Raw genomic sequence first — 23,712 nt, 5'->3', positions numbered from 1 at the left:
AAATAGGACGCCGAAAAGGAAAAACTGAAGTAAAAACAATGGTATAGGCAACTACCCGATCCCAGCCAACGGTACCATTGCCTTCTCGCGTAAGCCACTGTTTTTTCAAAATAAATTGGTCAATTCAATTGAATGCCTTGCGTCTGTTTGCGATTTTGTGTCACAAATTGTGCTACCTATTGTGATACAAACGGAAGGCCGAGACGTTGGGACGAAGGCGCGAAGAGCACCATCCTGATCGCTACCTGCAACTCAGAGGCGGGCATTTCCACTATCGCCGGCGCGTGCCCCAAGAAGTTCGCGATCTGGACCACCGCGGCAGATTCGTTCGCAAGTCGCTCAACACTTCGGACAGAATAAGGGCGAGAACCGTCCGCGACATGTATGAGGCGGCCGACAACGCACTCTGGGCGTCGCTAATGATTGGCGCCAATCCGCAAGCGGCAGGTATGCGCTACAAGCTGGCGATTAAGCGCGCTGAGTCTCTCGGTTTTGTCTATCGGCCGCTTGCCGAGATTCTTACCGCAGAACCGCTGGAAACCATCTTGCAGCGCGTAGAGAGCACCATTGGCGAGCCAGCTAAGTCGCCTGCGTTGGACGCCGTCGCTGGCATGGTCGAGCGACCTGACGACAAGATATCTGACGCACTGAAGGTTTATTTCTCCGACATCGTCCGTGACGAGTTGCGCACCAAGAGCCCTGACCAGCGCAAGCGCTGGAAAGCCAAGCGGCAGATGAGCGTCGATGTGTTCATTGATTTGGTCGAAGACAAACCTATGAGCAAGATCACGCGTGATGACGCTCTCAAGGTCCACAAGTACTGGCTCGACCGCATCGCGCCGGAGGAGGGGCCAGGCGATCGCTCGGCGTCGACCGGCAACCGCAATATGGGAAATCTTCGGACGCTCTACAGCGACTATTTCCGCCACTTGGGTTTTCCGGAGCAGAAGAACCCGTTCGCCGATCTCTCCTTCAGTGACAAATCGAAGCGAAGCCGGCCGCCGTTTCCTACCGACTGGATCAGAGACAAGATTCTCGCTCCTGGCGCATTGGCGAAGCTCAATGCCGAAGCTCGAGGGATTGCGTTGGCGTTCGTCGAGACAGGCTGTCGGCCGAGCGAACTGGCAAATCTTCATGAAGGCGTGATTCATCTCGATCACGAAGTTCCGCACATCTCGGTCGAGCCGCGCGAGGATCCAGAGGACCCACGCGAGATCAAAACAGCGTCGTCAGTGCGGAAAGTGCCACTGGTTGGCGTGGCGCTGGAGGTGTTCAAGAAGCATCCCAACGGCTTCCCACAATACAAGGACCGAGAGACGCAGCTGTCTGCTACCGTCAATAAGCATTTTAAGAAGCACAAGCTCTTTCCGAGCGACAAGCACACATTCTATTCGCTCCGCCACTCATTCGAGGATCGAATGAAAAATGCCCGGCTCGACGAGGAACTGCGGCGTATGCTGATGGGTCACGCCATCGACCGACCCAAATACGGCGAAGGCGGCGAGATGAAGATGTGGCAGGAAGAGCTCATGAAGATTGCGCTGCCGTTCGATCCTTCGATCGTGTGACGCGCTCACGTATCGCGGCCAAGCGCTCTTCCTTTGCTCTATGATCGAGCAGAGCCCGCTCCAAGTGATCAAAAAGTGGAAGCCATGCCTCGCCTCGATCGCCGCGGGCAACAATTATTTCGGCAATGCGATCGAGAGCGCGCTCAAGGCGCTCGGTAGTCACTGGCCGAAAACTTGGCGAGTTAGGCTTCACTGCTCTGCGATCTACTCAGTGCGGGTTCGTAGTACGCAGGTTCTCTGATTGTTTTGGAAGGCCGTGCCCTACAAAGGGGGATAGACGACGGCTACGGCGCGCGAAGACGTCTGTCGAAGATCCAGTCGCGCAGGACTGTTACCGGCATTGGTCCGCTCCGATCGATCCGCGAGGCGATAGCTAATCCGATGCAGCGTACGCATCGGGTAAGGCCTGCGCAGTCGTGAGATGACCATAGTCGCGCGCCATGGCCGCATCTCGTTCCAGGAAGGTGGCCTCGATCACCAGAAGGTCGGCGCCGCGGACATGGTCTGCCAGCTCATCGGTCGATTCCGTATCGCCGAGTGACTGGGGACAATTCGGCAGGGTCGAAATCCGTGCGGCCAGTCGGCGGGCGGCATTTCGGTTCAGTGAGCCACTACTCAGACGTCGCGTTCGGGGCCGCAGAACGAACCCGCTACGCGGGATGGGCTGGGGTGAGGTAGAGATCACGAGCGACGTCGCGCTCTCATTGATGGTGGTTCGGCAGCGGCAGAGCATCACCGGCTTCTTCAACAAGGAGCCTGACCATGCCCTATCCTGTTCTTGAGGCTACCTGTCAGTCCACTTCGTCAGCGGCTGATCCACGATACGATGCTGCGCCGGTTCAGCCAGGAGACGCAGCGCAACTCATCTCGGCGACATCGGACGCCTGGCGACCTTCCTCGGCTGGTCGCCGGTTACAGCGACCACCGACGACATGCGCCGGTTCCAGATCGAGCAGCAGGACGACGATGTTCCCGTGCCGACGATGAACAGCATCGTGTCGGCGCTACGCTTCTTCTTCACCCATGTGCCGATCGTAGCCAAGGAAGTGGGGTCGGGCCTGTCCGCCTCGGTGGCCTCTGCCCGCGTCGAGGCGGGCGTGGCGTTGATCGATGTCGCGGGCGCCGGCGGCACCACGTCGGCGCTGCCAACGGTGAAGTTGATCGCGTCGGGCGGTATCCGAGACGGCGGCGACGTGGCCAAGGCCATCCGCCTGGGCGCGGACTTCGCCGGCCAGGCGGCCGGCATGCTCCCCGCGGCGACGGTTTCCACCGAGCCGGTCCATTCCCACGTATTCGACGACTGTTTTACAGTTCAGCCAGTGCGGTCAAAAACGCGCTTGTTCGAAAGCCGACGCTGAGGCCGCGAGTATCCCCGTCGGTGGGGCCATTTCCTGCCCATGTTTACCCGTCGTTCAAGCAAGGTCCGCGAAAAACCTGTGTTGGCATGCCGGTTGCAAGGACACCGTAAAGGACCCCGCACGACCACGGCGGTCTCGCGGTCCTTACGCCAGAGTTCAAATGAAACTTTCAAGCTGACAGCGATGTAGCGCGAGTGCAACTCCGTCGCGCCTTGACTTCCCAGGAAAAACCAAAGGAGCCCTGAAGAAATGAACGTGCCAAGTTATTCCGCGGCCTCGCCTGATCAGCGGGCGGTGCGGGGGATATTTTCTCACCTAGCGGACCGCATCGATCGCCGCCTGCGAATACGCCCGCTTGGGATTATTAGCGATTTTGTCGCCGACCAACTCCCGCACCGTATCGCGGAGATCAAAAATAGTGAACAGCGAGCTGAAGCTGTCAAGGCGCTTGGGCATAGCATCAACGCCATGCTAGCGGCAGGGAACTATGAGGCGCACTTGCTGAATCTGAAACAGTCGGAGTTTGGGGTAGCCAAGACAGACATCCAATATCTCCTCAATATTGCTTATCAGATGTCTGCATTTGCGGGACTTAACCATCACGATGCGGAGTTAACGGTGGGAGAGCCGCTGAAGCGCATTGCAGCCTTAAGTTGCGAGCGGGAGCCTAGCATAAATGTTCTTTCCTATGAAGATATGATCCTTACCAATCCGGTGGAGAGCGATCCGCGCGTATACTGCCTCGACTCAGCTGGGGTCGAGGAGCGAGATTTTTGCCTGGGTCATCAACTCATTGAGAGAGATTTGCAGTTCGCAGTGGACACCCTGCTTGAGTTGCGTGACGAGGTCGGGGCGGATGCGCGCCGGTGTCTTACACTGTGCCTAGAGCGCCTGGAGTCGGCGAATTACATTCTGACCCGCTTTCATAATCATATGTCGCCCGATCTATTTGGCGAATTTCGTGAGTTCTACGGAAAAAACCCTTATAAGAATAGGCTGGCTCCAAGCGGCCGATTCTCGGCGCGCGTTGTCGCGGTTTCTGTGCTACTAATCGGTGAAGAAATTTTCCGCCAAAAACCGAAATTCTATAGGGATGTTTATCGCCTGTCGGAATACTACCCGCGAGGATGTATTGGTGCGGTCTTTGGCTGGTTGTCTTCAGATAAGAGGAGCACGGGGGCCCAGCCAGACTGGCTTAAGGGGAAAGCGGCCTTTCCTAAAATAGCAACCGTCTCGCCCGTGATAGAGGGGAAATGCACTCAAATCCGAGAGCTGTACGCGTCCTGTGTCTATGCGCTGGACCGGTTCACCCGGATGCACCGAAAGACGGCTTTGAAATATACGGTTGAACCCGGTCGCCCCATCGCCGGAGTTGAGGAGTGGGAAAGCATGGACGCTGTGCTTTCACAGCGGCTGCTAACGGCGGCGGATCAAAGCTAACAGGCACAAACGTCTTGTGAGCGCGATGCCAGCCTCGCAGGCGTCCAATAGGTGATGGTCGATGTTTCAAGACGACGTGATCTTTCGTAGGTTTGAACGTGAGGATGTCGATAATGTATGGCACCTGCATAGGAGTGCATCTGAGGCTGTTGGTGTGTATGGTCCGGAAGGGATGTGGGAGGATGATTTACGCAACATCGGAGAAGCATATATCGAATCTGGCGGAGACTTCGTAGTTGCGCATATTGGTCCCCAGCTCGCTGCTATGGGCGGATTGCAACCTGTCGACGATGAAATCGCAGAACTCAAGCGTATACGGGTCGATCCCGCCTTTCAACGACGTGGGCTTGGAAGAAGGATTGTTAGCGAGTTGGAATCGCGAGCCGTTGCTCTCGGATTCAAATGCATAGTGCTCGAGACGACAACGATCCAAGTAGGGGCTCAAAGGCTTTATGAGACGGCCGGCTATATTCGCCGCGGGAAAGGGAGGTTGCACGGATATGCCGTGATCTTCTACGAAAAGCCTCTCTCCGGCCAGGATGCTCTTGGTTTCTGCTGAGAAGTGCCCCACCATCCGCTGCATGTATGTTTCGAGAGTCAGGTTGTAAGCGGGCGCGTCTATATGCAGACCGACAGACCTTCGGTTCCGAGTTCACCGACCGCGTAACTGCCCCGGTCTGATGAGCCGCAGTGTCCGTCCTGCTGAGGATCAATCGGGTGCCAAGCCGCCTGCTCAACTCGTCACCCGTATTTTCGCCGAAACACGCCGAGAAATCCTCATCCAAGCAGAGCCAGAAATCGTCCTGGTCGTAATCCAAATCACTTGATTCGGGCTCAAATCCATACTTCTTCTGATTCCTGTGCCTGCTTGGACATCCGGCGGCATGGTGGCTGCCGATGCCCGGCTTTATAACCAAGCGCGACTTTGAAGAATGTTGGCGCCGGTTCCTCTTACCCAGCCGGGATCCTGAAATACGTGCCAGTTTGGTCAGAAGAACGTTAGGTGAAACCATGAACCCGGTCGCAAACCCGACCGGATCGACCTTAGGATAGACGTTGGCCACAAATGCGCGCGACCGGCCGGCCGGCGGCTCGGGCAGCATCGTCTGGCGGCAAGGTGTACCAGTCCAGGGTAGGGCCCAACGGCGTTTGCATCGGTAGCCACTAAGCCCGGACCATTTATCTAGGAACGGCACGCGCGGATCTCATCATGGCCTGGCCGCAACAGCGGCCCACTTGCAAGAGGCTGGATACATTTGTGTAGACTGCACCGTCCTGATCAAGACGACCCTTGCACGGGCGGGGCGGGTCATACATTCTTGAAACCAGTTCGCGAAGCGCGGCCACGTCGAGCACTTGCTGGGCCAGAAGCTTCTTCGGCCTCTCTTCCAGGGCCCCAGCCGCTTCGCCTCGGAAATTTCCACGCCGCCGAATTTGGCCTTCCAATTGTAGATCGTGGCTTCGGATATCCCATGATTAGGAGCCAGATCCAGCATGTCCGATCTACCACATTACGAGTGTAACCCGTTTCGAGTTGACGCTTCAGAATTTTGGATCTTCATTAAAGGACACGCTCCAATCGGCGTTCGATATTGAACAAAGCGGAATACTTTTCAGACCACATACTAAGGCGAATCCTCCATGGCCAGACGGGGCGACTGCCGGAGCCAAACCCGATTACTCAGCAAGTCGCCGCATCTGCTACGCCATTTAGTGGGAGCAGAAGGGAGAAGAGATCGAGGGCACAAGCAACGGCGGGTATTGTGCCGCTAATGAAGCAGATACTTTCTCACCGGATCCCGGTGCTGTCGGTGATAGTGGGAAATATCACCGCACCGTCACATGTGGTTCAACATCTTCGGTCAAAGGAACAGCCATGGTTACCGTGAAAGTCGATATCAATAACTTCGAGTCGGAGGTTCTGGAATCCGCAGCACCCGTCGTTGTCGATTTCTGGGCCGAATGGTGCGATCCCTGCAAGATGATTGCTCCGAGTCTCGACGAAATCTCCGTCGAGATGGAAGGCAAGATCAAGGTCGCCAAGCTCAACATCGATGAAAACCCGGAACTCGCCACTCAATTGGGCGTGCGCTCCATTCCGACGCTGGCGATCTTCAAGGGCGGCGAGGTGGCCGATTTCTCGGTCGGCGCCAAACCGAAGGCAGCTCTTTTGAACTGGATTTCGAACGCTGCCTGACCGATATCGCTCGATCTGTACCGCAACGAAAACCGCAGATTCGCCACGTAAGTCGGGCGAGTTCATAGCGATTTATGGGCGTTTTGTACAGGCTTCAGCCCGTTGAGCTTCAGCCCTGATGTCGGAGCGATCGAATGCCGAAGAAGCTTTTCATTGCGGCGTTGTCGAGGCAGTTGCCGTTGCGTGAATGCTGCGGCTTTTCAAGCACGCCGCTGCAGGCTCGCGTGACCGCACTCAAACCAATGATGCCCTGTTGTTGACAGGCTTAGGCGATGCGTTTTGCTGGATCGGAGAGGGAATATGGGCATCACCGGAGAGTTGGCCGGACCAGCAGGGCGATCTGATAACGAAGGAGGCCCGCACCGCATCTCCGACGCAATGTCGGACCAGCGGAAGACGCGCGAAGCGACGCTTGCCATCGCCGGCGCGGTGGTTGCCCGCGACGGCAATCTCGACGGATTTTCGGATTCAGAGTTGGCCGATTTTGTGAACGGCTTCAGCAGATGGCCGGACCAGCAGAAGACGCGCGAAGCGACGCTTGCCATCGCCGGCGCGGTGGTTGCTCGCGACGGGAATCTCGACAGATTTTCGTGTTCAGAGTTGGCTGATTTGGTGAACGGCTTCAGCAGATGGCCGGACCAGCAGAAGACGCGTGAAGCGACGCTTGCCATCGCCGGCGTGGTGGTTGGCCGCGACGGCAATCTCGACGGATTCTCGGATCAAGAATTGGCCAATCTGGTGAACGGTTTCGGCAAGTGGCCGGAACAAGAAAAAGCACGCAAGGCGATCGTTGCCATCGCCGGCGAGCTCGGTTCCAAGGGCCGTCGCTTCAGCGCTTTCAGCACGCCTGCCCTTGTCAGGATCGCCAACGGTCTGTCGCGGGGCATCGAGGAGGGAGAGACCGCCGGCGAGGTCGCCGAACCCGCCTTGCTGAAGGACCGACTGCATCAACTGGCGCACTACCTCCAATATGCCGAGGATCGGCTGCAGCAGGCCGATGTCCATGCCATAGCGAGTATATTCAAGGCGTTGGGCAAGGCGCAGTTGTCGGACGATTTCGGTGCACTGGCACAGCCGGGGCTGGACAGGCTCGAGGTGTTACGTGCCAATCCCGGGTTTGAGCTCGACAACAACCTCGAGACGATGGGCAATCTTTGCGCCTCCCTGCTGCCCCTAGCTCGCAGCCCGAAGCCGGTGTTGCGCTGGCACCGCAGACCGGCGCTGAACCTGCTCAACGCCATCCAGCCGGTGGTGGAACACAAGATCGATGCCCATCTCAACGCAGGCCAGGCCGAGCGCACCAGCGGTCCCAATGCAAGCCGCTGCCCGGCGCTTTCGATCTATCAGGTGCTCAAGACCCGGGCGGTGCTGGAGACGCTCTACCGGCGGCCCTATGTCGACGGCGACGAACTCGCCTTGCAGGCCAGGCAGGAAGAGCTGCAGGGCAAGACCAGGCAGATCCTGGACAGTTCCCGGGCCCTCATCTACGCCGACCTTTCCTACATGAGCTGGAACGTGATCGCCGAGATCGAGGCGAAAGAGCCGCTCGAAGCGCTCGACACCTTCATGGCGCAGAACGCATCGATGGTCCAGGCCCAGCATGCGGCCGCCAGCTTCGATGTCCATCGGGTCCTTCAGACCATGGACCACGAGCCGAGACCGCCGCAAGGCGATGCCGGACTGATGCGGCTGCCGGTGGTCGACATGCAAGGCCGGCCGCTGGCCAGCGAAGCCGAATTGCGGTATTCCATTTTCCACCGCTTGACCTCGGGCGCGGTGCCGGTGGTGGCGGTGCAACTAAAGGGAACTCCGACCGGCGCCATGCTGACACGCACGTTCCCCGTGGAGGGCGTGCCCTACCGCATGGACCTGTTCGGCGGCAGCAAACTGAAGCCGCCGCAAAAGAGCCTGAACCAGCTTGCCTCTCACCTGCCCTTCGCGCCCGAAGAGGCCCCAAGCGGCAAGCTTTTGGCGATCCCTTATGCCGAGACGGCTCCGGGTACGGCCTTTGAGCAGTTGTCGCGGGCCTGGGCGCCGTTCAAGGAAGCCTATTACTATACCCAGCGCCGCGGATTTGCCGCGCCGCCGGGCATCCCCGACATTGGCCCGCATGATTATGCGCTGGAAGGGTGCTTCAAGCTGTCCCTTCTGCCCGACCGCCCCGCAGGCGCAGGGCATCCCTTCCGGGTCCAGGGGCGAGACGGCGAGATCGCCTTGCGGCCGCATGACGGCTGCGGCTTCATCAGGGCCTCACTGGCCGAGCGCATGCCGGCCATTGCCCGGGCTCGCCACGACGCTCCCGAGCGGATGCCTGCCTATGCCGGTAATAGCCAATCGGCGCTACCGCCCTCGGCGCTGCAACATTATCCGCGCAGTGTCGAGGTGGCACAGGAGACCCGCGAGAAGGCTCTGGCTTGGCTCGAAACCCATCCAAGCCTCACCCTCGAGGAGGTGTTCCGGACCGTCACGGGCGGGCACATCGAGGGTTCGGGCGCTATCGCCGTACCGTCGAGCGACGAATGCCTGCATGTGCCGACGGGCAAGAGCAAGACCTTGACCCGTGACGCCGGCGTGCTTGTCGGACGCTCCCCCTATGACAAGCCCAACCTGCGCCCGTTCGCCCCCGACCGGGTCAGGTCGGCGCGCGATGGCGATCGGACCGCCGCGTTCCTGGATCGGTGCGTGGCCTTTCAATACAGCTTCAACGTCGCGCACAGGTCGGGGGCTGGGCTAGCCGCCGACGATCCGACCTTCTTTGCCAAAGGCATCTTGATCGTTGTGCCCGACGAAATGTGGCCGGCGGAGTTCGCTGACCGCGGGGTGGTGATGTCTGCGGAGGACGTAAAGTGCCATTCGCGCTGGCTGGAGGAAAAGAACCGGGTCAAGGCCGACACCGCGCTGGAGTGCGTCGGCATCCTGCAGGCGACGGAGGTGTTCGCGCCCGGCTCTTTGGTTGCGGTTCCGAGCGTCGAACAAAAAATGCTCGACGGCGATTTTGACGGCGACGCCGTCGTCATCATCGGCAACCGGCCTCGCCTTTACGAGCATGTGCGCCAGTTCGACGCGCAGCTGCAGGCGCTCGGCATCGCCTCGATGAAGCCCCCGAAGTCGCACACGCCGGCCATTGAGAAAGGCGACTACCAGTTCAGCCGGTCCAAGCAGATCCTGTCGGCCACCGGGCTGGTGCTGGAGACCTACAGCTGCCTGCAGCGCAACGTGCTGGCGCAGCCGCAGGAGGCGCAACGCTGGTTTGCCGAGCGTGCCATCTTCGGCACCTACGAGGGCATTCATCCTGGGCTCAAGGCCGACATCCGCGCACTGTTGCAGGAAGATCGGCCGGATGGCCATACCCTCCATGATCTTATCACCAGGGCGGGGGAAGACAGCAAGGCCGCCAAGCATCCGGTGGCCTGCGAACTGGCCGCCTTGCTAGTGGCCGAGCTCCAGGACTGGAACCGGCAGCTCAGTGAGCCGGCTCATGAGTCGGACGTCAAGCAGCAGTTAGCGCGATCCGTGGCCTCAGCCGGCGCGAAGCCTGCCGTCAGCGCCGACGCGGCCGCGCTCTTCCCGAAACTCAGCGAATCCTATCCGGCAACCGCTGATGCCAGGAAGCGCGTCGACTTCCTGCTCAACCACTACCAGCCGCGCATCGATCCGCGGCCCGACGGCTACAACCCCGACGATCTGCATAAAAGTGCCATCAACCTGTTGAGCGTCGGCATCAAGGTCGGCACGGACGCCTACAAGTCCGATACCGGTGCGCGGGTGTTCATGCAAAAAACTACCGAATTGCAGCGGCTCTTGGAGCGCAGGCCGGGCTTCAAGCCGGCGCCCTATGTCAAGGCGCAGGCGGCAAAGCTCCACCAGGGCCGGTTCGACGTCGATGGCAGCCTGGCGGATCTGAAGGACAACCCCACGCTGGCGGCCTCGGTCATGGAGGCCTCGATCAGACTCGCCGTCGAAAAGCGCATCCTGCCCAGCGCCTTAGCAATCTCGGCCGACGACCCTGCCAGCAGGATAACGCTGAGCAGCGAACAGGCCCTGGAGCGCGCCAGGCTCGAAGCCGCCCCCGCCGAAGCGCAAGAAAGCGCGATTACCGAAACTGTGCATGCTGTTGCCGAGCTTTTGCGGCACGACGGCATCGAGGTGAAGGTGCCGCATCTTGACCAACGGTCGCGCGGGCAGGTCTGGACAGCCGACGAGTTGACCGGCCAGAGCGTGAGCGCGGCGCCAGAGGCCCAGCTGGTCACCAATGCCGTGCGCCATGTCTTCGAAATCCCGGACGAGGCTTTTACGCGCGCATTCAAGAAGGCGGCACTAGCCTTCGAGGAGCGGGACTGCAGCGAGGTCGAGACCACCAACTGGTTCATCAGGATGGACACGCCGAGGTTACGCGGCGTTCACACGGCATTCAGAACTGCGCAGAACTATCGCTTCGAGGTCGAGTTCCATACGCCGGCCAGTTACCGGGCAGAGCTCGCGCAGCGCGCGCAGAGCGAATGCGAGTTGGTCCCTATTCCCCCTGGCGCCTGGGAGATATTACACTGGGGCTCGTCAGGAGAAAGCAGGTCGAGGGCTGCAGGGACCTCCAGGTCGCCCACAATCGCAAGACAACAGATTGCGGTCGCTCGCTCCCCGCAAGCGGGCGAGATCCTCGCGGCTCTCGGTACGCGGCCGGTCGTGCTCGTCGGGATGCCGGCGAGCGGCAAGTCGAGCATCGGCGCCCAGCTTGCCAAGGAGTTGGGGGTGGAGTTTGTCGACATCGATAAGCGTATAGTCGCCGAGCACGGCAATCTGATGGAGATGTTCGCCGACCCTGGCCGCGGCGAGGCGCACTTCAGGGACCTGGAGACCAAAGAGCTGGCCAAGCAGCTGGAGAGAGGGCCTATCGTCATCGCAACCGGCGGCGGCTGCTTTGGCAACGACACTAATCAAGCCCTGATCCTAAATAAGGGGAGGTCGATCTGGCTCGACACCGAGCTGAAGGAGCTCCGCAGGCGCCTCAAGAAAGACACCAGCCGTCCGCTGCTGCAGGGCGCCGAGATCGAGCAGAAGGTTGACCAGCTGTACGAAGAGCGCAGTCCGTTCTACCAAAAGGCCGACATCAGGTTGCCCATCGTCCCGCCCTTTCAAAAAGACAAGAAGGACGCTCGCATTTGCGTGAAGGAACTCTACGCTTTCCTGTGCAGCGAAAGAGAAGCCGCTCTGCCCGCTGCCGAGATATCACATGTCTCCGGTGCCTCCGGCACTACCATCACCATGTCCCCAACAGCTCAGCGTATGCACGATAATCATCACCACGGCCACAATCGCGGGGTCGGCGCCGGGGAAACTATCCAGGCGCCGATGGCACCATTGAGTGTAGGGCAACGGCCGCCGCCCCTCGAGACCCTCACCGCCGACCCGCAGCCTTTGCTGGCCGGCAATAACGCACGAGCGCATTTAGCGTCTTCCACGAGAAGCAGAGAACGCTCAAGCCGAGGACAATAAGCCTTAGGCGGACAATCAAGGGATCTTTCGCAGGGTTGGTGCAGTGTGCGCGTTGGCGCCGAAGCTAATTAAAGTGGGAAGGCGGGTGCGCTGCGGCGCGCGACAGCGTGGGTTGGTCACAAGCTACGGCTCCTCGCGAAGGCCTAGTCATCACCCAATCCAACAATCCAGTCGCGCTTGCGAGCGAGTCGCTGCCCGCCGCGCTCCAGGACAGCCATCGTGAAGCGTGTCCAGACATCGGCCGTGCCGATGTAGGAATGCGGCTGGTCGGTGATGAGGTGGGCGCTTTCGCCTTCCGCCAAGACGGTCGACTCTCTCCCCACGACGATGGTGAGAGCGCCGGCGGTCACTGTCACCAGCTCCCGCGTGTCGGGGCTGTGGGCGTCGGCATGGAATTCGTCGCCGGGTGCCAAGACCCACGACCAGAGTTCAAACATGGTGCGACCCGACGTAGAGGCCTGCAACTGAGCGCTACTGCCAGCGGGGCTCGTCCAAAGTGTTTTCGTGACAGTACGCTCAATACGCTTGTCGGCTTCTCCTCTCGGCGCATCGTTGAGCAAGTCGCCTACGGACAGGGAGAACGCGGCCGCCAGCCTGCAAAGGATGCCTATGCTGGGGTTGGCCTTCCCCTTTTCGAGCGCCACCACCGTTCCCTTTGAAAGGCCGGTCAGCTTGGCAACCCCATCAAGCGTCAGGTCCTGATCGCGGCGCAGGTTGCGCAACCTGGTGGCAATGGCGTGCCCCAGCTCCTGCTCGCGATGCGATATGAATGATGAGTCGGTCATTATATTGACTTTACCATCTGTGCGGGCTACGGTCAATATAATGACCGTCATAAACAACCGACAAAAGGAAGCCACCGTGCGCTTTGATACACAAGCTATTCATATCGGCCGCGGCGTCGATTCCTCAACCGGAGCGGTCTCCATCCTGCTGCATACCAGCACGACATTTGAGCGAGGCGCAGATGGTTCCTTTCCGTCGGGCTATGAATACACGCGGGACTCCAATCCGACCCGGTTTGCTTTCGAGCAAGCGATGGCCGCGCTCGAAGGGGGCGCGGAAGGCATCGCCTTCTCCTCCGGGATGGCCGCCATTGCTGCGGTCCTCGAAGCACATCCCTCGAAGGGGAGGGTTGTTCTGCCGGACGACATGTATTTCGGCATCCGCTCGTTGATCAAGGAGACGGACATCGGCCACCGGTTCGAGTTTGTGCCGATCGACATGCGCGATCTCGATCGCCTGCGGACGGTTGTCCGGGACAAACCCAACGGCCTGGTCTGGATGGAGACCCCTTCTAACCCGATGATCCGCGTTGTTGACATCGCTGCCATCTGTGAGATCGCCCATGAGGCTGGCGCTCTCGCCGTCGTCGACAACACCTGGGCCACCCCGGCACTGCAGCGCCCACTCGATCTGGGTGCCGACGCGGTCGTCCATTCCGCCACGAAATACATTGGCGGCCACTCGGACATGATGGCTGGCATCGTTGTGGTGCCTGCTGCATCACCCCTTGAGCGGCCCCTACACATGATCCAGAAGCACAAGGGCAGCGTTGCCGCGCCGTTCGACTGCTGGCTGGCACTGCGCGGGTTGCAGACGCTGCCGGTGAGGATGCGCGCGCACTGCGACGCCGCGCTTAAGGTTGCTGAAGCCCTGTCGAAGTCACCCCAGGTCGAGCAGGTCCTTTACCCGGGACTTGCCGGTGATCCCGGCCATGCGCTTGCCGCCCGGCAGATGAGTGCATTCGGCGGCATGTTGTCCTTTATCGTGAAGGGCGGCGAGCCGGCCGCGATGTGTGCGGCCGCTCGCCTGAAACTGGTAGTGCGCGCCACCAGCCTCGGCGGCACGCACTCCCTGATCGAGCACAGAGCCTCGGTCGAAGGACCCGAGTCGATGGCGCCCGGTGGACTGCTACGCATGTCGGTCGGGCTTGAGGATGTCCAGTACATCATCGATGACCTGATGCAGGCGCTCGCTGGTTCGGGGAACTGAACCATGCAGCACCGTCTTCTGGCTGGGCCGCCTATATGGTCCCTGCAGGCAGTCCGGACCGAAGCAGCATGAGGATTATGGGCCTCGCAATGCGGCAGGGCCGTCAGGCCGGCTTTGCGATGTCCGCCGGCGTCGCGACCGGCTCGATCTTCTGGGGGCTGATTGCAGCCACCGGTATCTCGGCTTTGCTGACTTAATTTGCCCATGCATCTCATTTTGCTGGAAATCTTTGGGCGGCCTTGATCTGATCTACCTCGCGGTCAAGGCGGGTAGGGCGGCGCTGACGTCTGGGCACGCCATAGCTTCTGCAGCAAAGGCGGTCGAGAACGGCCAGTCTCGCTGTTGGGACCTCTACAGATGAGGCCTGCTCATGCACCTCAGCAACCCTAAATCCATCCTCGCATGATCGCTCTTGTGACCCTCGGCCTTGGGATCGAGTGCGTCCTGGCAAACGGTCGCGATCATCCTCACAGGTTGCGCGATCCTGAGTGCGGTTACGCAATCGTTTTCACGATGAACCGCGAATACCGCGACTAACAACGTGGCGACGAAGGTTAGGATGGCATCGAGCATTTTATGTTCCCGCCAGGAGCTGTCGTGTCGAAAGTGGCCCCGCAACGAAGATCGTATGGCTGCGACGTCAAGTCCAGCCTGTCGCACGCGTTGCCGCCCAAACAGGGGGTGGCCTGTTGCGACCATGCCTCCGCCCAACCCTGATATCTGCACTTGAAGACTAGAGGACCGAAGCTGCGGGACTGGTGTCCGCCCCATTCCAGCTACATGTCTGATCGCGACAGCCGAAGGGCAGCTTTGCGCCTGATCCCGGCCATTCGAGCTAGTTCGAGGCTTTCTCGAAAGCGGTCGCGATTCCGGCAAGGGTGAAAGACAACGACGGGGTGGGAAGCTGAATGGCAGGTTTCGGGCGGCACGACGTGAAAGCTGCCTTGAGTCAGCCAATGAGCTTCGGCGGCAACCCCCTCTCTATTCGGCCGTTCCAGCAAACAGTAGCAGTAAGGGTTTGCCTGCATTGTTGCGCGCTGAACCAGGCGCATAGAGCCAGCGCGCACAGGAAGTGTCGTGACCGCCCCAAACCCTGGCCTTTTGTTCAGTCGGGTTCCGGTTCGGAGAACGGTTCCACATGGCCGAAGTCGACCGTGCGCAACTTTGTCGCCGGATTTACGACGGCATCCTCGACCGCGATTTCATCGCTTCCTTTCCCGCTGATCGTCACCGTCACCTGATAGCGATGATCGATCGTGACGTCCTCTACTGTGCCGCCGAGAGAGACGTAGTCGTCGTCGATGCTGTCATGAATGGAAAAGTTGAAGCCAGCTTGGACCCTGAGCTTTGCATTGACAGGAACCAGAAACGTCACGCTCTGGCCGTCGGAAGCCACAATCCGCTGCTCTTTCCCGCCAGTATACTCAATCGACTCAACGACTGCTTCCTCGACTTCGGTGTCCCACTCCATGAATGCTGACGCCTCAACCTGAAAGTCGAGGTCATCGAGGTCGCGCTGAATTGCATCCAGTATCTCACCCGCGAAATCGCCATCTGGCGCATCCCCCAAGGAGCTAATAAAGCTTGCGACAATTGCTTCGTCCTCATGAAACAGCGCAAGCGCTTTTCCCAGATCACTTGCGCAGTACAGGTACTCGCTGCCTTCGCAGTATTCTGCCCATCCCTTGTCCTTGCTCACCGCTAGAACCGGTCCGTGCTCCTGCGCCCACTTATCTATGGCCGCGAGCGCTACAGCATCGGGGAACTCGTGCTTCTTGTCAGCGCCGGCGAAGGGCGGTTGATTCTCAAAATACTGTTCCATTAACTCGGCTACGCTTATCGCCCCGTTCGAGGAGATGATCTCAACGCCGATCTTCTCGCAAAAGGCCTGGAGGAGGGCATCAGCGTGAGCCCCGATCGCGTCCGCTGGCACCAGCTTGGCTGCAAGCTCTTCAACAAAGCCCGCGTGCTCTTTCCAGATTTTGCTATACACCTTCAAAGTGGAGGCGAGCTCGCCATGGGCGGCAGCGTGGCGCTGCGCCATATGCCCCTTCACCTCCTTCGCCACGACATCGCATAGAATGGTAGCGACCTGCTTGCCCTTGAGGTTTTCGAGGCTCAGCAGGATGCGATTGTCGAGATTTCCGTTGTTGTTGAGCCCATCGATGATGTTCGTGTCGAGCGTGAAGCCGGCGATCCCGCGTTCCGCAATCAGGCCCCTGAGCTCGTCTGAATCGAACATTGGCATGCGTTTTCTCTCAGTCGAGATTAGGTCACAGGCGCGTCGGCCGGTGCCATGGTGTCGGCGGCCAGTTTTTCCTCGGCCCGAAGGCGCTGATGCGACGCATCCTGGGCCTCGACGAAGAAGCTTTTGCCTGAGATTCCGGCGCGATCGAAGAAGGCCTGATTTCGCTCGCGGGCATCGGTGAGAAGGGTGTCCCACGCGATGAGCTCGATCGAACCTTTGAAGCCGGAACGCGGTTGGTAGAAGCGCCCGCGACCGTCGGCCGTGCGATCCCATGAATAGGTCCAGTCGTCCATCTTGCCCACGATGTCAGCAACTATAAAGCAGTAGAAGACCGTGTCCTCCTTCAGCTTGATGGGGCGCCCCTTGACGTCAAACTTCCCCCCTTCGCGCAGTCGGCGCACATAACGCTCGACTTGGTGTTGAGGGTTCTCGTCCGCCGCATAGCTGGTTCGACCCGGGCGCTTGAACTCAACGAGCAGCACGCGCGAGGGATCGTCAGTTTGGCGTAGCCCGTGGACGTGATCGAAAATCAAGACATCTGGTCGCTCGTCGCTGGCGACTGCGTCAGAGAGATTCTGGAATTCCTCATCCGAGCTGAAATACTGGGCGAATGTCAGCCGCTCATCGATTATCCAGAGATCGTGCGACGCAGCCGGCACGACCTTCTTGGCGCCATCGGATAGAGTATTGACCCGTAGCGGGCAGATGAACGAGTGCAGGATGTCTTCGCGCTGATAACTGCTATCACGCGTGTCGTCGCGGACCTTCTCCAGGAGGATTTCGATAAAATCGAGCACGACCTTTCGGCGGACGATGTACTCCGTGAGGCTTTTCTGCTCGGCTTCCTCAATTGCCTTACCGGCGGCTTCGATTGCGTTCGCGAACGAATTGACATCAACTGAAGGCTCCTTCAATCGCTTCAGGACGGCCCGGATTTTCTCCGCTTGTCGCTGATCACGGCGATAGCGCTCACGCGAGAGATGCCCAAAGATCGCGTCATCGTTTAGCTCGCCTGAAGGGAGCTTTTCTTGCAGTTCGTCAACGTCGCCGAAAGCAACAGATGGGTAGGATTCCGTAATCGCCTTGACCCGCGTTCGCTGGTCTTGACGTAGCGCCTGCAACGGTTCCGCCAGAAACTTCTCGATATGTGGTGTACAGATGTCGCTCACGATGCGGTCGAGGACGGCGTCCTCGAACTGGAACTTGGTCCGCTCCTGGTTGACGTTGTCGTCGAGGAACTTGCCGTTGAGGACGGCGTGGAAGACCCGATCCTCATTCGGGCCGAAATACTTCAGACCTAGTTTGCCGTCGATCTTTTGAGAATGAACCGTTCGGTCGTGCGCTATGAAATGGACGAAGTGCGACCCCTGCAAATCCGCGCTCGCAACCTTGTCGCACTCCATCAACGTGAGTGTCAGCTGCCCGTAATCAGCAGTAGGTATGTTTTCGATGGTCTCCCGGCGATGAATGATCGAGTTAATTTCATCCGGATAGTGCCGGGTTTCGTCACCGCAGTGCACTGTGATGCGGGGGGAGCGCGACCCGATAAAGGTGGGCAAGAAATGCGACGTAAAATGCTGAAAGACATAGGCCGGACGCCCCGGGAATTTGGCCTTATAGCCATTGTCCCGGAGACCATCGAATTCGATCAACACTCCGGTGTCAGAAGCAGTGCCCTCGGGCTTGCCTTCTTCATAGCCCTGTATCTGATCGGCTTGTGATAGTACAAAGCGAAATTTTCGGCGCTTCGGCTCGCCAGTTTCGATCGACGTGCTGGTTACGCTGATCGCTTCAAAGCAATCAAGCCACAATAGTCGCCCTACACCTTTGCCCCCGCGCGCAATCTTGTTGTCGGTGTCGGTGGTGGTGAACGCGTCATAGTTCCTGCCGTCGAGCCCCACACCATTGTCTTCGACCACGATCTTTGAGGGAGCCTGTCTGCTCGCCATGGTGAGCGTGACAATGATTTTCCCTTGGGTTGCGACGTTGTCCTTGAATCGATCCTGGGTGCTGTGGATCGAGTTGCTGACCGCTTCGAAGAGTGGTTGCATAGCGTCAGCTGCGTTGGTCGGCTTGGGAAGCCGATCGATCCTTTTGACGAAATTTGTCTTCAACGATGGCATCTATTTCCCCCGCTTAATATCGCTTACTTGACGGGCCTTTCTGGGTGACCGTCAAGCGTTGTATTGTAAACGATGCTCCCTCCGGACATTACTGGAGCGATCAGGTCGGTAATGAGATAAAGCGCAGCCGCTGATAACGCGTATCCGTCCTGCCCAGCCTCTCGCGGTTGGCAGAACCGAACCAATGGCAAGTTTGGGGCCGCCACGCCAGCGCTCGGAACGGCATAGACATCAGTTCGTCGTCAAAAGAACTGCCTTTGCGGTTCGGACCAAACGACCATGAATCTCGACGATCTCGCCGGCCATGCCGTGCAGCTCTTTGACAACGCGCTTGCACCTATCCGGGAACTTGTCCTCCCACTCCGACGGCACCGTGATCCAACCTGGTCCGTTGGCAGGAAATGTGCTCCGATTGATCTCGACCACGTAGTCCCGGGGCCTTCGTCCATAATTCCACCCGCACTGCGTCAATCTGCGACGAACTGAACTCGCGCTCCGGCGCGTTCCAGTTTGCGACGAATTCCCGAAGTGGATCTAACCTCGCTGAGGGAAACGAAAACCCAGCCATGTTCCATTCGTCGATGAACCCAATGACTCCGTCCGATCGCATTAGTTGCAGATACTCTTCGTACAGTGTCTGGTCGTGTGCCTTGCTCGGATCGACACCGCGCTTGAACTGCGGATAGTGCTTAAAGAAGACGGAGTCCTCGAGGGCGAGGTCTCCCACGACGTCGTCCCAGAACAATATGTCGACCAGAAAATCCCCAGCAGCCTTGCGGGCAATCGAGATCAGACGGACATCTCTCTGCAGAGTCGCGTCACGTGGCGCAGTGGTGGAAATGTAGAGGTGGTCGAGCTTGGGCCTGAAGCCCTCGGCATTGGCGATTTCGTTTTCCACCACCTTCAATGAGACCCCAGCCAGCGTGTTCTTGCATTGCACCCCTATATGCTCGCCCACGCCATCATGCCCCCGTATGTCGACCCCGTCCTGCGCTTGGCCTTTGCGCCCGTTGCCGAAAAACTTCGAGGAATCCCATCGATGCTTCGCTGCCGAAAGGCAAATGTCTTCGAACTCCTCCCAGGACTTTGGTGGCGGAACTTGTGAGGACGGAATGGTGGGCATCAGTGGTGTCCAAGATGAGCGCGTGAGAGCACTTCTGCCCGACGTTCACGCGATTGGCTATAGGCCAACCTTCGATTCCCCCACATTGCTCGGACATGTTGGCGGCACAAGTATCGCGAACAGTCAAAGACTTGATCGATCGGGTGACGCCGGCCGACAATGGCTGGCATCCAAGGACAATGGGCGAAGACATGCCGTGGTGAGGTTTAGGCCGCCAGACCGATTGCAACTATGATACCCGCCACTGCAATACGCTGGCATTAACTCGGGCAAACAGCAGGTGGCTAATGTCCGCTATTGGAAACGGCTTTGTAGTTAGAATGACCGAGGTGAGGTCGGAAGCTGACCACGTGCATGCAGTGCTCAACGGCAGGTGTCACGCGGTGCACACCGCGAAGCGGACAGTCGGGTATCGGCCCCAAACACGACATGGCTGCTTTGCGCCTCATGCACGAACCCGCTTCGCGGGAGGGGCGCTTCGTTCTGAGATGGCGCGACAGGCATTGGTCTTGAGCGGTAGAAGCTGCGATCTGACCATGGAGTTCCTTCAACGAGAGGAACTTGCCATGGATACCCTGTCGACCGATGCACCGACCACGCCACTTCGCCAGCGCATGCAGCAAGACATGCTCATGCGGGGCTTGGGCCCCATACCCAGCAGGATTACGTCCGTCAGGTCCGGCGCTTCGCAGCCTTCCTCCGACGCTCTCCCGATACTGCGACGCCCGAGGACATCCGTCGCTTCCAGTTGTATCAGCATGAGAACGACTTCGGGCCCGCAACCATCAACGGCGCGGTCTCGGCGTTGCGGTTCCAGTTCCTGGTGACGCTGAAGCGGCGGGATCTGGCCCGTGTGCTGGTGCTCATGCGCCATCCACGCAAGCTGCCGGACGTGCTGAACCTGGAGGAAGCGGCGCGGCTGCTCGAAGCAGCGCCTGGCATCAAGTACAAGGCCGCGCTCGGTGTCGCCTATGGCGCGGGCCTGCGCGTGTCGGAGGTCGCGCACCTCAAGGTCAATGATATCGACAGCACACGCATGTTGATCCGCGTCGAACAGCGCAAAGGGCGCAAGGATCGCAACGCCATGCTCTCGCCGCAACTCTTGGAACTGCTGCGGCTGTGGTGGCGCGAAGGCCGGCGTCGCGGGGGATGCTTCCGTATGGCTGGCTGTTCCCAGGACGCAGTTGCACCGATCCGATCTCGCGGCAACTCCATCGCGCGGTTCAGGAAGCCGCCGTAGTCGCCGGCATCCGCAAGCGCGTCAGCCCGCATACTCTGCGGCACAGCTTCGCCACCCACCTGCTCGAGCAGGATGTCGACATCCCCGTCATCCAGGTGCTGCTCGGGCACAGCAAGCTCGAAACGACAGCGCTCTACACCAAGGTCTCGACCCGGACGATCCACGCGGTTGCCGGGCCGCTCGACCGGCTGATGGCGCTGATGGAGGATAAGTCGCCTCCCGGCTGAACCGGGTGCGCGCGGACCTGGACGTTGCCGACATCTTCCGAGCTGCTGGGCCCGCCTACCGGGCCACCCACGCAGGGCACCTGAGCTTACATCAGCTCAAGGTGATGTCGGCGATCGAGCACTGCCGCACCGCGGCCCTTGGCGGTCACGTCGAGGCCTGCGGGGACTGCGGCCAGTAGCGCATCGCCGCCGCATGGCTGGAAGATCACCATCGCCGGTCAAACGGCGGCAACGCCTATGCCATCCTCGGCGGCGCGCTCAATCATCCCGTTTCGCGAGTTTGGGCCGGGTATTGGCAACGGGCGGAATAACCGAACTGGAAGCGTATTTCTCGACGACTATGTACAAGTTTTCGTAGTTATGCCGCTTAAATTCGCCGCTATACGCAACGCCAATTTTTTCAGCTATTCGATGCAATGTCTGGTAATAAAGTGGAATGTTTTTTTCGAGAGCCTCAGCTATGGCGGTGACGATGGTCTCACGTGACAGTTTGTCTACTGAGTTTCCCAAAATTGCATCAGCAGCCATTTTAAGCTCGCTGAAATATAAATCTCCTGCCTTTGATATGCTTTGAAAATCATCCAGCGTTAACTCACCGCCGCAGTTCTTCTTTTTTATAAAAGCCTCGAAAGCTTCTCGGAACTCTATGTACCTCTTTTCCCTCTCGGCTTTGTGACGCAATCCGTTTTCATAGAGCCGCTGTCTATGTTGTTGTCGTTCAGCTGGCGTGCTCGTCAGACTACGGGCCAAAAAACCCGTCACGCCGCCCACTACGAACGTTATAGTCGAAACGGTTGCGGTGGCTCCCGGAGTATTAAGCCAAGCCCATACCTTATCCAGGTCATCCACTATTTGCCGGCCTCTCGGAGCAGCATTTCGATTGTGTCGGCTTCCGAAGCATAGACGCGTGTGTGGAAATCCCGAAATAGAACCTTGGCGGCGTTCTCGCCGGCCCTGTCTGGCGGCTGACCGTCCTTGATGTATTGCCGCGTTAAACGCGCCCACTCTTGCTGGCGCTCCGGCGACGGCTGAGTGCCTAAACCGTATTTGATTAGAAGCGCTTGCCCGATGCTTGCCACAAAAAATCCTCCCACACAGCCAAAATCTCAGAGTGCCGCAAGATAACCACCATATCGACAAAAACTCCCCGTTCGGTAAGCTTGGCTTCTCGATGGTTCGCACTGTCGATATGGTTGTAGTAGGGTGGCGCCCCGACTAAACCCACTGCATAGTGTAGGGGCTCTTTTGCATTTAAGCAAAGTGAGTTAGCAGGATTTTTCTTGTTCTGCGCAAAGTTTTGCTTCGATTTCCACGCCACGCCCAATTCTTCGAACTCTCTTGAGCCTACGCGTCGCCTTGGCGCGGGTCGGCTCGTGCCGCCAAAGCCCGCCGTCGCCGTCCCTTGGCCGTCTTGATGTTGTTCATGAGCGGCTTGATACGCGAGGCGTCCCATCCCTTCGCCTGCGCGATGCGAGTGGCGGTTTCCCGGTTTGACGTGCTGCCTTCGGCTTCGTGCTTCAGGATCAGCCGCCAAAGTTCGCCCCTGCGGAATTGGCTTGGCGCACGGCGTAGCGGCACGATTTGCGACGGGTCGCCCTTGTAGCCAAGGATCAGCAGCACCGCGTCTATGTGGACGAGTTGGTGAGCCAGGTCCGCGCCCTTGAAGCGGATAAGACCGGATATCTCGGAGCGCTTCGCGACCAGAGCGTTGATTGCGTGTTCGTATCGGGTGGAGCGGACGATAGCGGCAACTCTTGGCATTCCCGGATTTTATGGGAACCCGCTAGGTCGCGGCAGTCGGAATGTTGGTGCGTTTGCTACATAAGACCGCTCTTTCGCCGCCTGTTCCTCACCCGCTGCTCACGCTGCACGACGCTGGCCGGCTCGCCTTCTTCGGATCGATGGCGCACATCGCCAAGCGACGGGCGTTCCCACGCCACCTGTCGCCGGTCAGGAAGAAGCGCTGGGTTGTCTACGCAAAGGCGCCGTTCGCCGGGCCGGAGGCGGTCCTCGCCTACCTGTCGCGATACACGCATCGGGTCGCGATCTCGAACCGCCGCCTGGTCGCCTTCGAAGAGGCTGGCGTCACCTTCCGCTACAAGGATTATCGCCGCGACGGCACCGACCGGCAGCAGGTCATGACGCTCGCGACTGACGAGTTCATTCGCCGCTTCCTGCTTCATGTCCTGCCGCGCGGCTTCCATCGCATCCGCCACTACGGCCTGCTCGCAGGCGGCTCTCGCAAGGACTGCCTCGCGCTCGCTCGCCAACTGTTGGCGGCCGCGCCTGCCGTCACGAACGATCCTCCGGCGGAACCGGACGACTCCCGCCCGCCGTGCCCGTGCTGCGGCGGGCGCATGATCGTCATCGAGGTGTTCGAACGCTCCAGGCAGCCGCGCCGCGGACCGCCGGGCGCACGGACGACGAACCGGGAGACCGCCCGAACCGGCACGGCCCGTTTGGCCACACGACCGCGCTGCGTCGGCGCTGGTCAACGGAAACACATGTGCGCTTCGCTGTGGCGCCGCTCGCCCGGCACCCGAACCCCAGCGCCGTTATCGACAGGCTTCCCGACCTGGTCGGAAAGCTGCTTCCTCGCGCTGACAGCACCGCGCGCGGACGTTCGCGACAGTCGCTGGCACACCTCGAAACACAAATCCCCATAGCTCACCGCCCGCTGCCCGCGGGTTCCTGCATGAGAGG

Annotated in this window: 17 protein-coding genes and 6 pseudogenes; 14 read left to right on the top strand and 9 right to left on the bottom strand. The window is 59.5% G+C overall.

The genetic code is table 11. From position 1 onward, the window contains the following. Positions 1 to 206: 206 nt before the first annotated feature. A complete protein-coding gene (locus CK220_RS29910; RefSeq protein WP_095814960.1) occupies positions 207 to 1,568 on the top strand; it encodes a DUF6538 domain-containing protein in 1,362 nt (453 codons plus the stop codon). Between the two features lie 379 nt (positions 1,569 to 1,947). Here CK220_RS29910 and CK220_RS29900 read toward each other — a convergent pair. Then, a pseudogene (locus tag CK220_RS29900) lies at positions 1,948 to 2,103 on the bottom strand (ribonuclease Z); the annotation flags it as partial. Positions 2,104 to 2,593: 490 nt separating this feature from the next. On the opposite strand from CK220_RS29900, the pseudogene CK220_RS29890 reads away from it, so the two are divergent. The 3 genes and pseudogenes from CK220_RS29890 to CK220_RS29880 all read left to right on the top strand — a co-directional run. Continuing rightward, positions 2,594 to 2,871 (top strand): annotated as a pseudogene (locus CK220_RS29890) (glutamate synthase-related protein); the annotation flags it as partial. 304 nt (positions 2,872 to 3,175) lie between these two features. Further along, entirely contained in the window at positions 3,176 to 4,366 is a 1,191-nt protein-coding gene (locus CK220_RS29885) for a hypothetical protein (RefSeq protein WP_245429457.1), read from the top strand. Positions 4,367 to 4,427: 61 nt separating this feature from the next. Further along, entirely contained in the window at positions 4,428 to 4,925 is a 498-nt protein-coding gene (locus CK220_RS29880) for a GNAT family N-acetyltransferase (RefSeq protein WP_095814958.1), read from the top strand. 758 nt (positions 4,926 to 5,683) lie between these two features. Here the strand turns inward: CK220_RS29880 and CK220_RS29875 are convergent. Beyond that, positions 5,684 to 5,841: pseudogene (locus CK220_RS29875) on the bottom strand (transposase); the annotation flags it as partial. A 401-nt stretch (positions 5,842 to 6,242) separates the two neighbouring features. On the opposite strand from CK220_RS29875, the gene trxA reads away from it, so the two are divergent. The 3 genes from trxA to CK220_RS29865 all read left to right on the top strand — a co-directional run bounded on the left by trxA (position 6,243) and on the right by CK220_RS29865 (position 12,053). Continuing rightward, entirely contained in the window at positions 6,243 to 6,563 is a 321-nt protein-coding gene (gene trxA, locus CK220_RS29870; RefSeq protein ID WP_095814957.1) for a thioredoxin, read from the top strand. Between the two features lie 134 nt (positions 6,564 to 6,697). Next, positions 6,698 to 6,823, top strand: coding sequence for a hypothetical protein (locus CK220_RS32890; RefSeq protein ID WP_280952770.1), 126 nt, complete (start codon positions 6,698 to 6,700; stop codon positions 6,821 to 6,823). 40 nt (positions 6,824 to 6,863) lie between these two features. Next, the gene (locus tag CK220_RS29865; protein WP_095814956.1) at positions 6,864 to 12,053 is read left to right on the top strand and encodes a shikimate kinase; all 5,190 of its coding nucleotides are present in this window, start codon (positions 6,864 to 6,866) and stop codon (positions 12,051 to 12,053) included. Positions 12,054 to 12,196: 143 nt separating this feature from the next. On the opposite strand, the gene CK220_RS29860 is transcribed toward CK220_RS29865, so the two are convergent. Beyond that, positions 12,197 to 12,838, bottom strand: coding sequence for an XRE family transcriptional regulator (locus CK220_RS29860; protein ID WP_095814955.1), 642 nt, complete (start codon positions 12,836 to 12,838; stop codon positions 12,197 to 12,199). A gap of 40 nt (positions 12,839 to 12,878) precedes the next feature. On the opposite strand from CK220_RS29860, the gene CK220_RS29855 reads away from it, so the two are divergent. After that, entirely contained in the window at positions 12,879 to 14,048 is a 1,170-nt protein-coding gene (locus CK220_RS29855; protein WP_245429456.1) for a PLP-dependent aspartate aminotransferase family protein, read from the top strand. Positions 14,049 to 14,116: 68 nt separating this feature from the next. Then, positions 14,117 to 14,245: a hypothetical protein gene (locus tag CK220_RS32885; RefSeq protein WP_280952769.1), complete on the top strand. Its 129-nt coding sequence runs from the start codon at positions 14,117 to 14,119 to the stop codon at positions 14,243 to 14,245. A 908-nt stretch (positions 14,246 to 15,153) separates the two neighbouring features. On the opposite strand, the gene CK220_RS29845 is transcribed toward CK220_RS32885, so the two are convergent. The 3 genes from CK220_RS29845 to CK220_RS29835 all read right to left on the bottom strand — a co-directional run bounded on the left by CK220_RS29845 (position 15,154) and on the right by CK220_RS29835 (position 19,542). Beyond that, positions 15,154 to 16,296, bottom strand: coding sequence for a PIN domain-containing protein (locus CK220_RS29845; RefSeq protein ID WP_141245260.1), 1,143 nt, complete (start codon positions 16,294 to 16,296; stop codon positions 15,154 to 15,156). A 20-nt stretch (positions 16,297 to 16,316) separates the two neighbouring features. Further along, entirely contained in the window at positions 16,317 to 18,419 is a 2,103-nt protein-coding gene (locus tag CK220_RS29840; protein WP_141245259.1) for an ATP-binding protein, read from the bottom strand. A 337-nt stretch (positions 18,420 to 18,756) separates the two neighbouring features. Next, a complete protein-coding gene (locus CK220_RS29835) occupies positions 18,757 to 19,542 on the bottom strand; it encodes a hypothetical protein (RefSeq protein ID WP_210201457.1) in 786 nt (261 codons plus the stop codon). A 523-nt stretch (positions 19,543 to 20,065) separates the two neighbouring features. Between CK220_RS29835 and CK220_RS29830 the strand changes: the two genes are divergently transcribed. From CK220_RS29830 to CK220_RS32715, 4 genes and pseudogenes are all read left to right on the top strand, one after another. Further along, the gene (locus tag CK220_RS29830; RefSeq protein WP_245429460.1) at positions 20,066 to 20,782 is read left to right on the top strand and encodes a tyrosine-type recombinase/integrase; all 717 of its coding nucleotides are present in this window, start codon (positions 20,066 to 20,068) and stop codon (positions 20,780 to 20,782) included. Then, the gene (locus CK220_RS32720; protein ID WP_245429455.1) at positions 20,665 to 21,009 is read left to right on the top strand and encodes a tyrosine-type recombinase/integrase; all 345 of its coding nucleotides are present in this window, start codon (positions 20,665 to 20,667) and stop codon (positions 21,007 to 21,009) included. Before CK220_RS29830 ends, CK220_RS32720 begins: the two co-directional genes overlap by 118 nt. Positions 21,010 to 21,014: 5 nt before the next feature. Continuing rightward, positions 21,015 to 21,185 (top strand): annotated as a pseudogene (locus tag CK220_RS29825) (transposase zinc-binding domain-containing protein); the annotation flags it as partial. A gap of 12 nt (positions 21,186 to 21,197) precedes the next feature. After that, positions 21,198 to 21,320 (top strand): annotated as a pseudogene (locus CK220_RS32715) (IS1595 family transposase); the annotation flags it as partial. Here CK220_RS32715 and CK220_RS29815 read toward each other — a convergent pair. The 3 genes from CK220_RS29815 to CK220_RS29805 all read right to left on the bottom strand — a co-directional run bounded on the left by CK220_RS29815 (position 21,268) and on the right by CK220_RS29805 (position 22,770). After that, positions 21,268 to 21,858 (bottom strand): hypothetical protein, encoded by a 591-nt coding sequence (locus CK220_RS29815; RefSeq protein WP_095814951.1) that lies wholly within the window; start codon positions 21,856 to 21,858, stop codon positions 21,268 to 21,270. The pseudogene CK220_RS32715 and the gene CK220_RS29815 sit on opposite strands and share 53 nt — an antisense overlap. A 202-nt stretch (positions 21,859 to 22,060) precedes the next feature. Further along, positions 22,061 to 22,462, bottom strand: a complete 402-nt coding sequence (locus CK220_RS31705; RefSeq protein ID WP_245429454.1) for a hypothetical protein — start codon at positions 22,460 to 22,462, stop codon at positions 22,061 to 22,063. Then, entirely contained in the window at positions 22,354 to 22,770 is a 417-nt protein-coding gene (locus tag CK220_RS29805; RefSeq protein ID WP_141245257.1) for a hypothetical protein, read from the bottom strand. Before CK220_RS29805 ends, CK220_RS31705 begins: the two co-directional genes overlap by 109 nt. Positions 22,771 to 22,839: 69 nt before the next feature. Here CK220_RS29805 and CK220_RS29800 point away from each other — a divergent pair. Continuing rightward, positions 22,840 to 23,393, top strand: a pseudogene (locus CK220_RS29800) (transposase); the annotation flags it as partial. Positions 23,394 to 23,712 lie beyond the last annotated feature (319 nt).

It is taken from the genome of Mesorhizobium sp. WSM3860, from assembly GCF_002294995.1.
Classification (GTDB): Bacteria; Pseudomonadota; Alphaproteobacteria; order Rhizobiales; family Rhizobiaceae; genus Mesorhizobium.
This window is presented reverse-complemented; position numbering and strand designations above follow the sequence as displayed.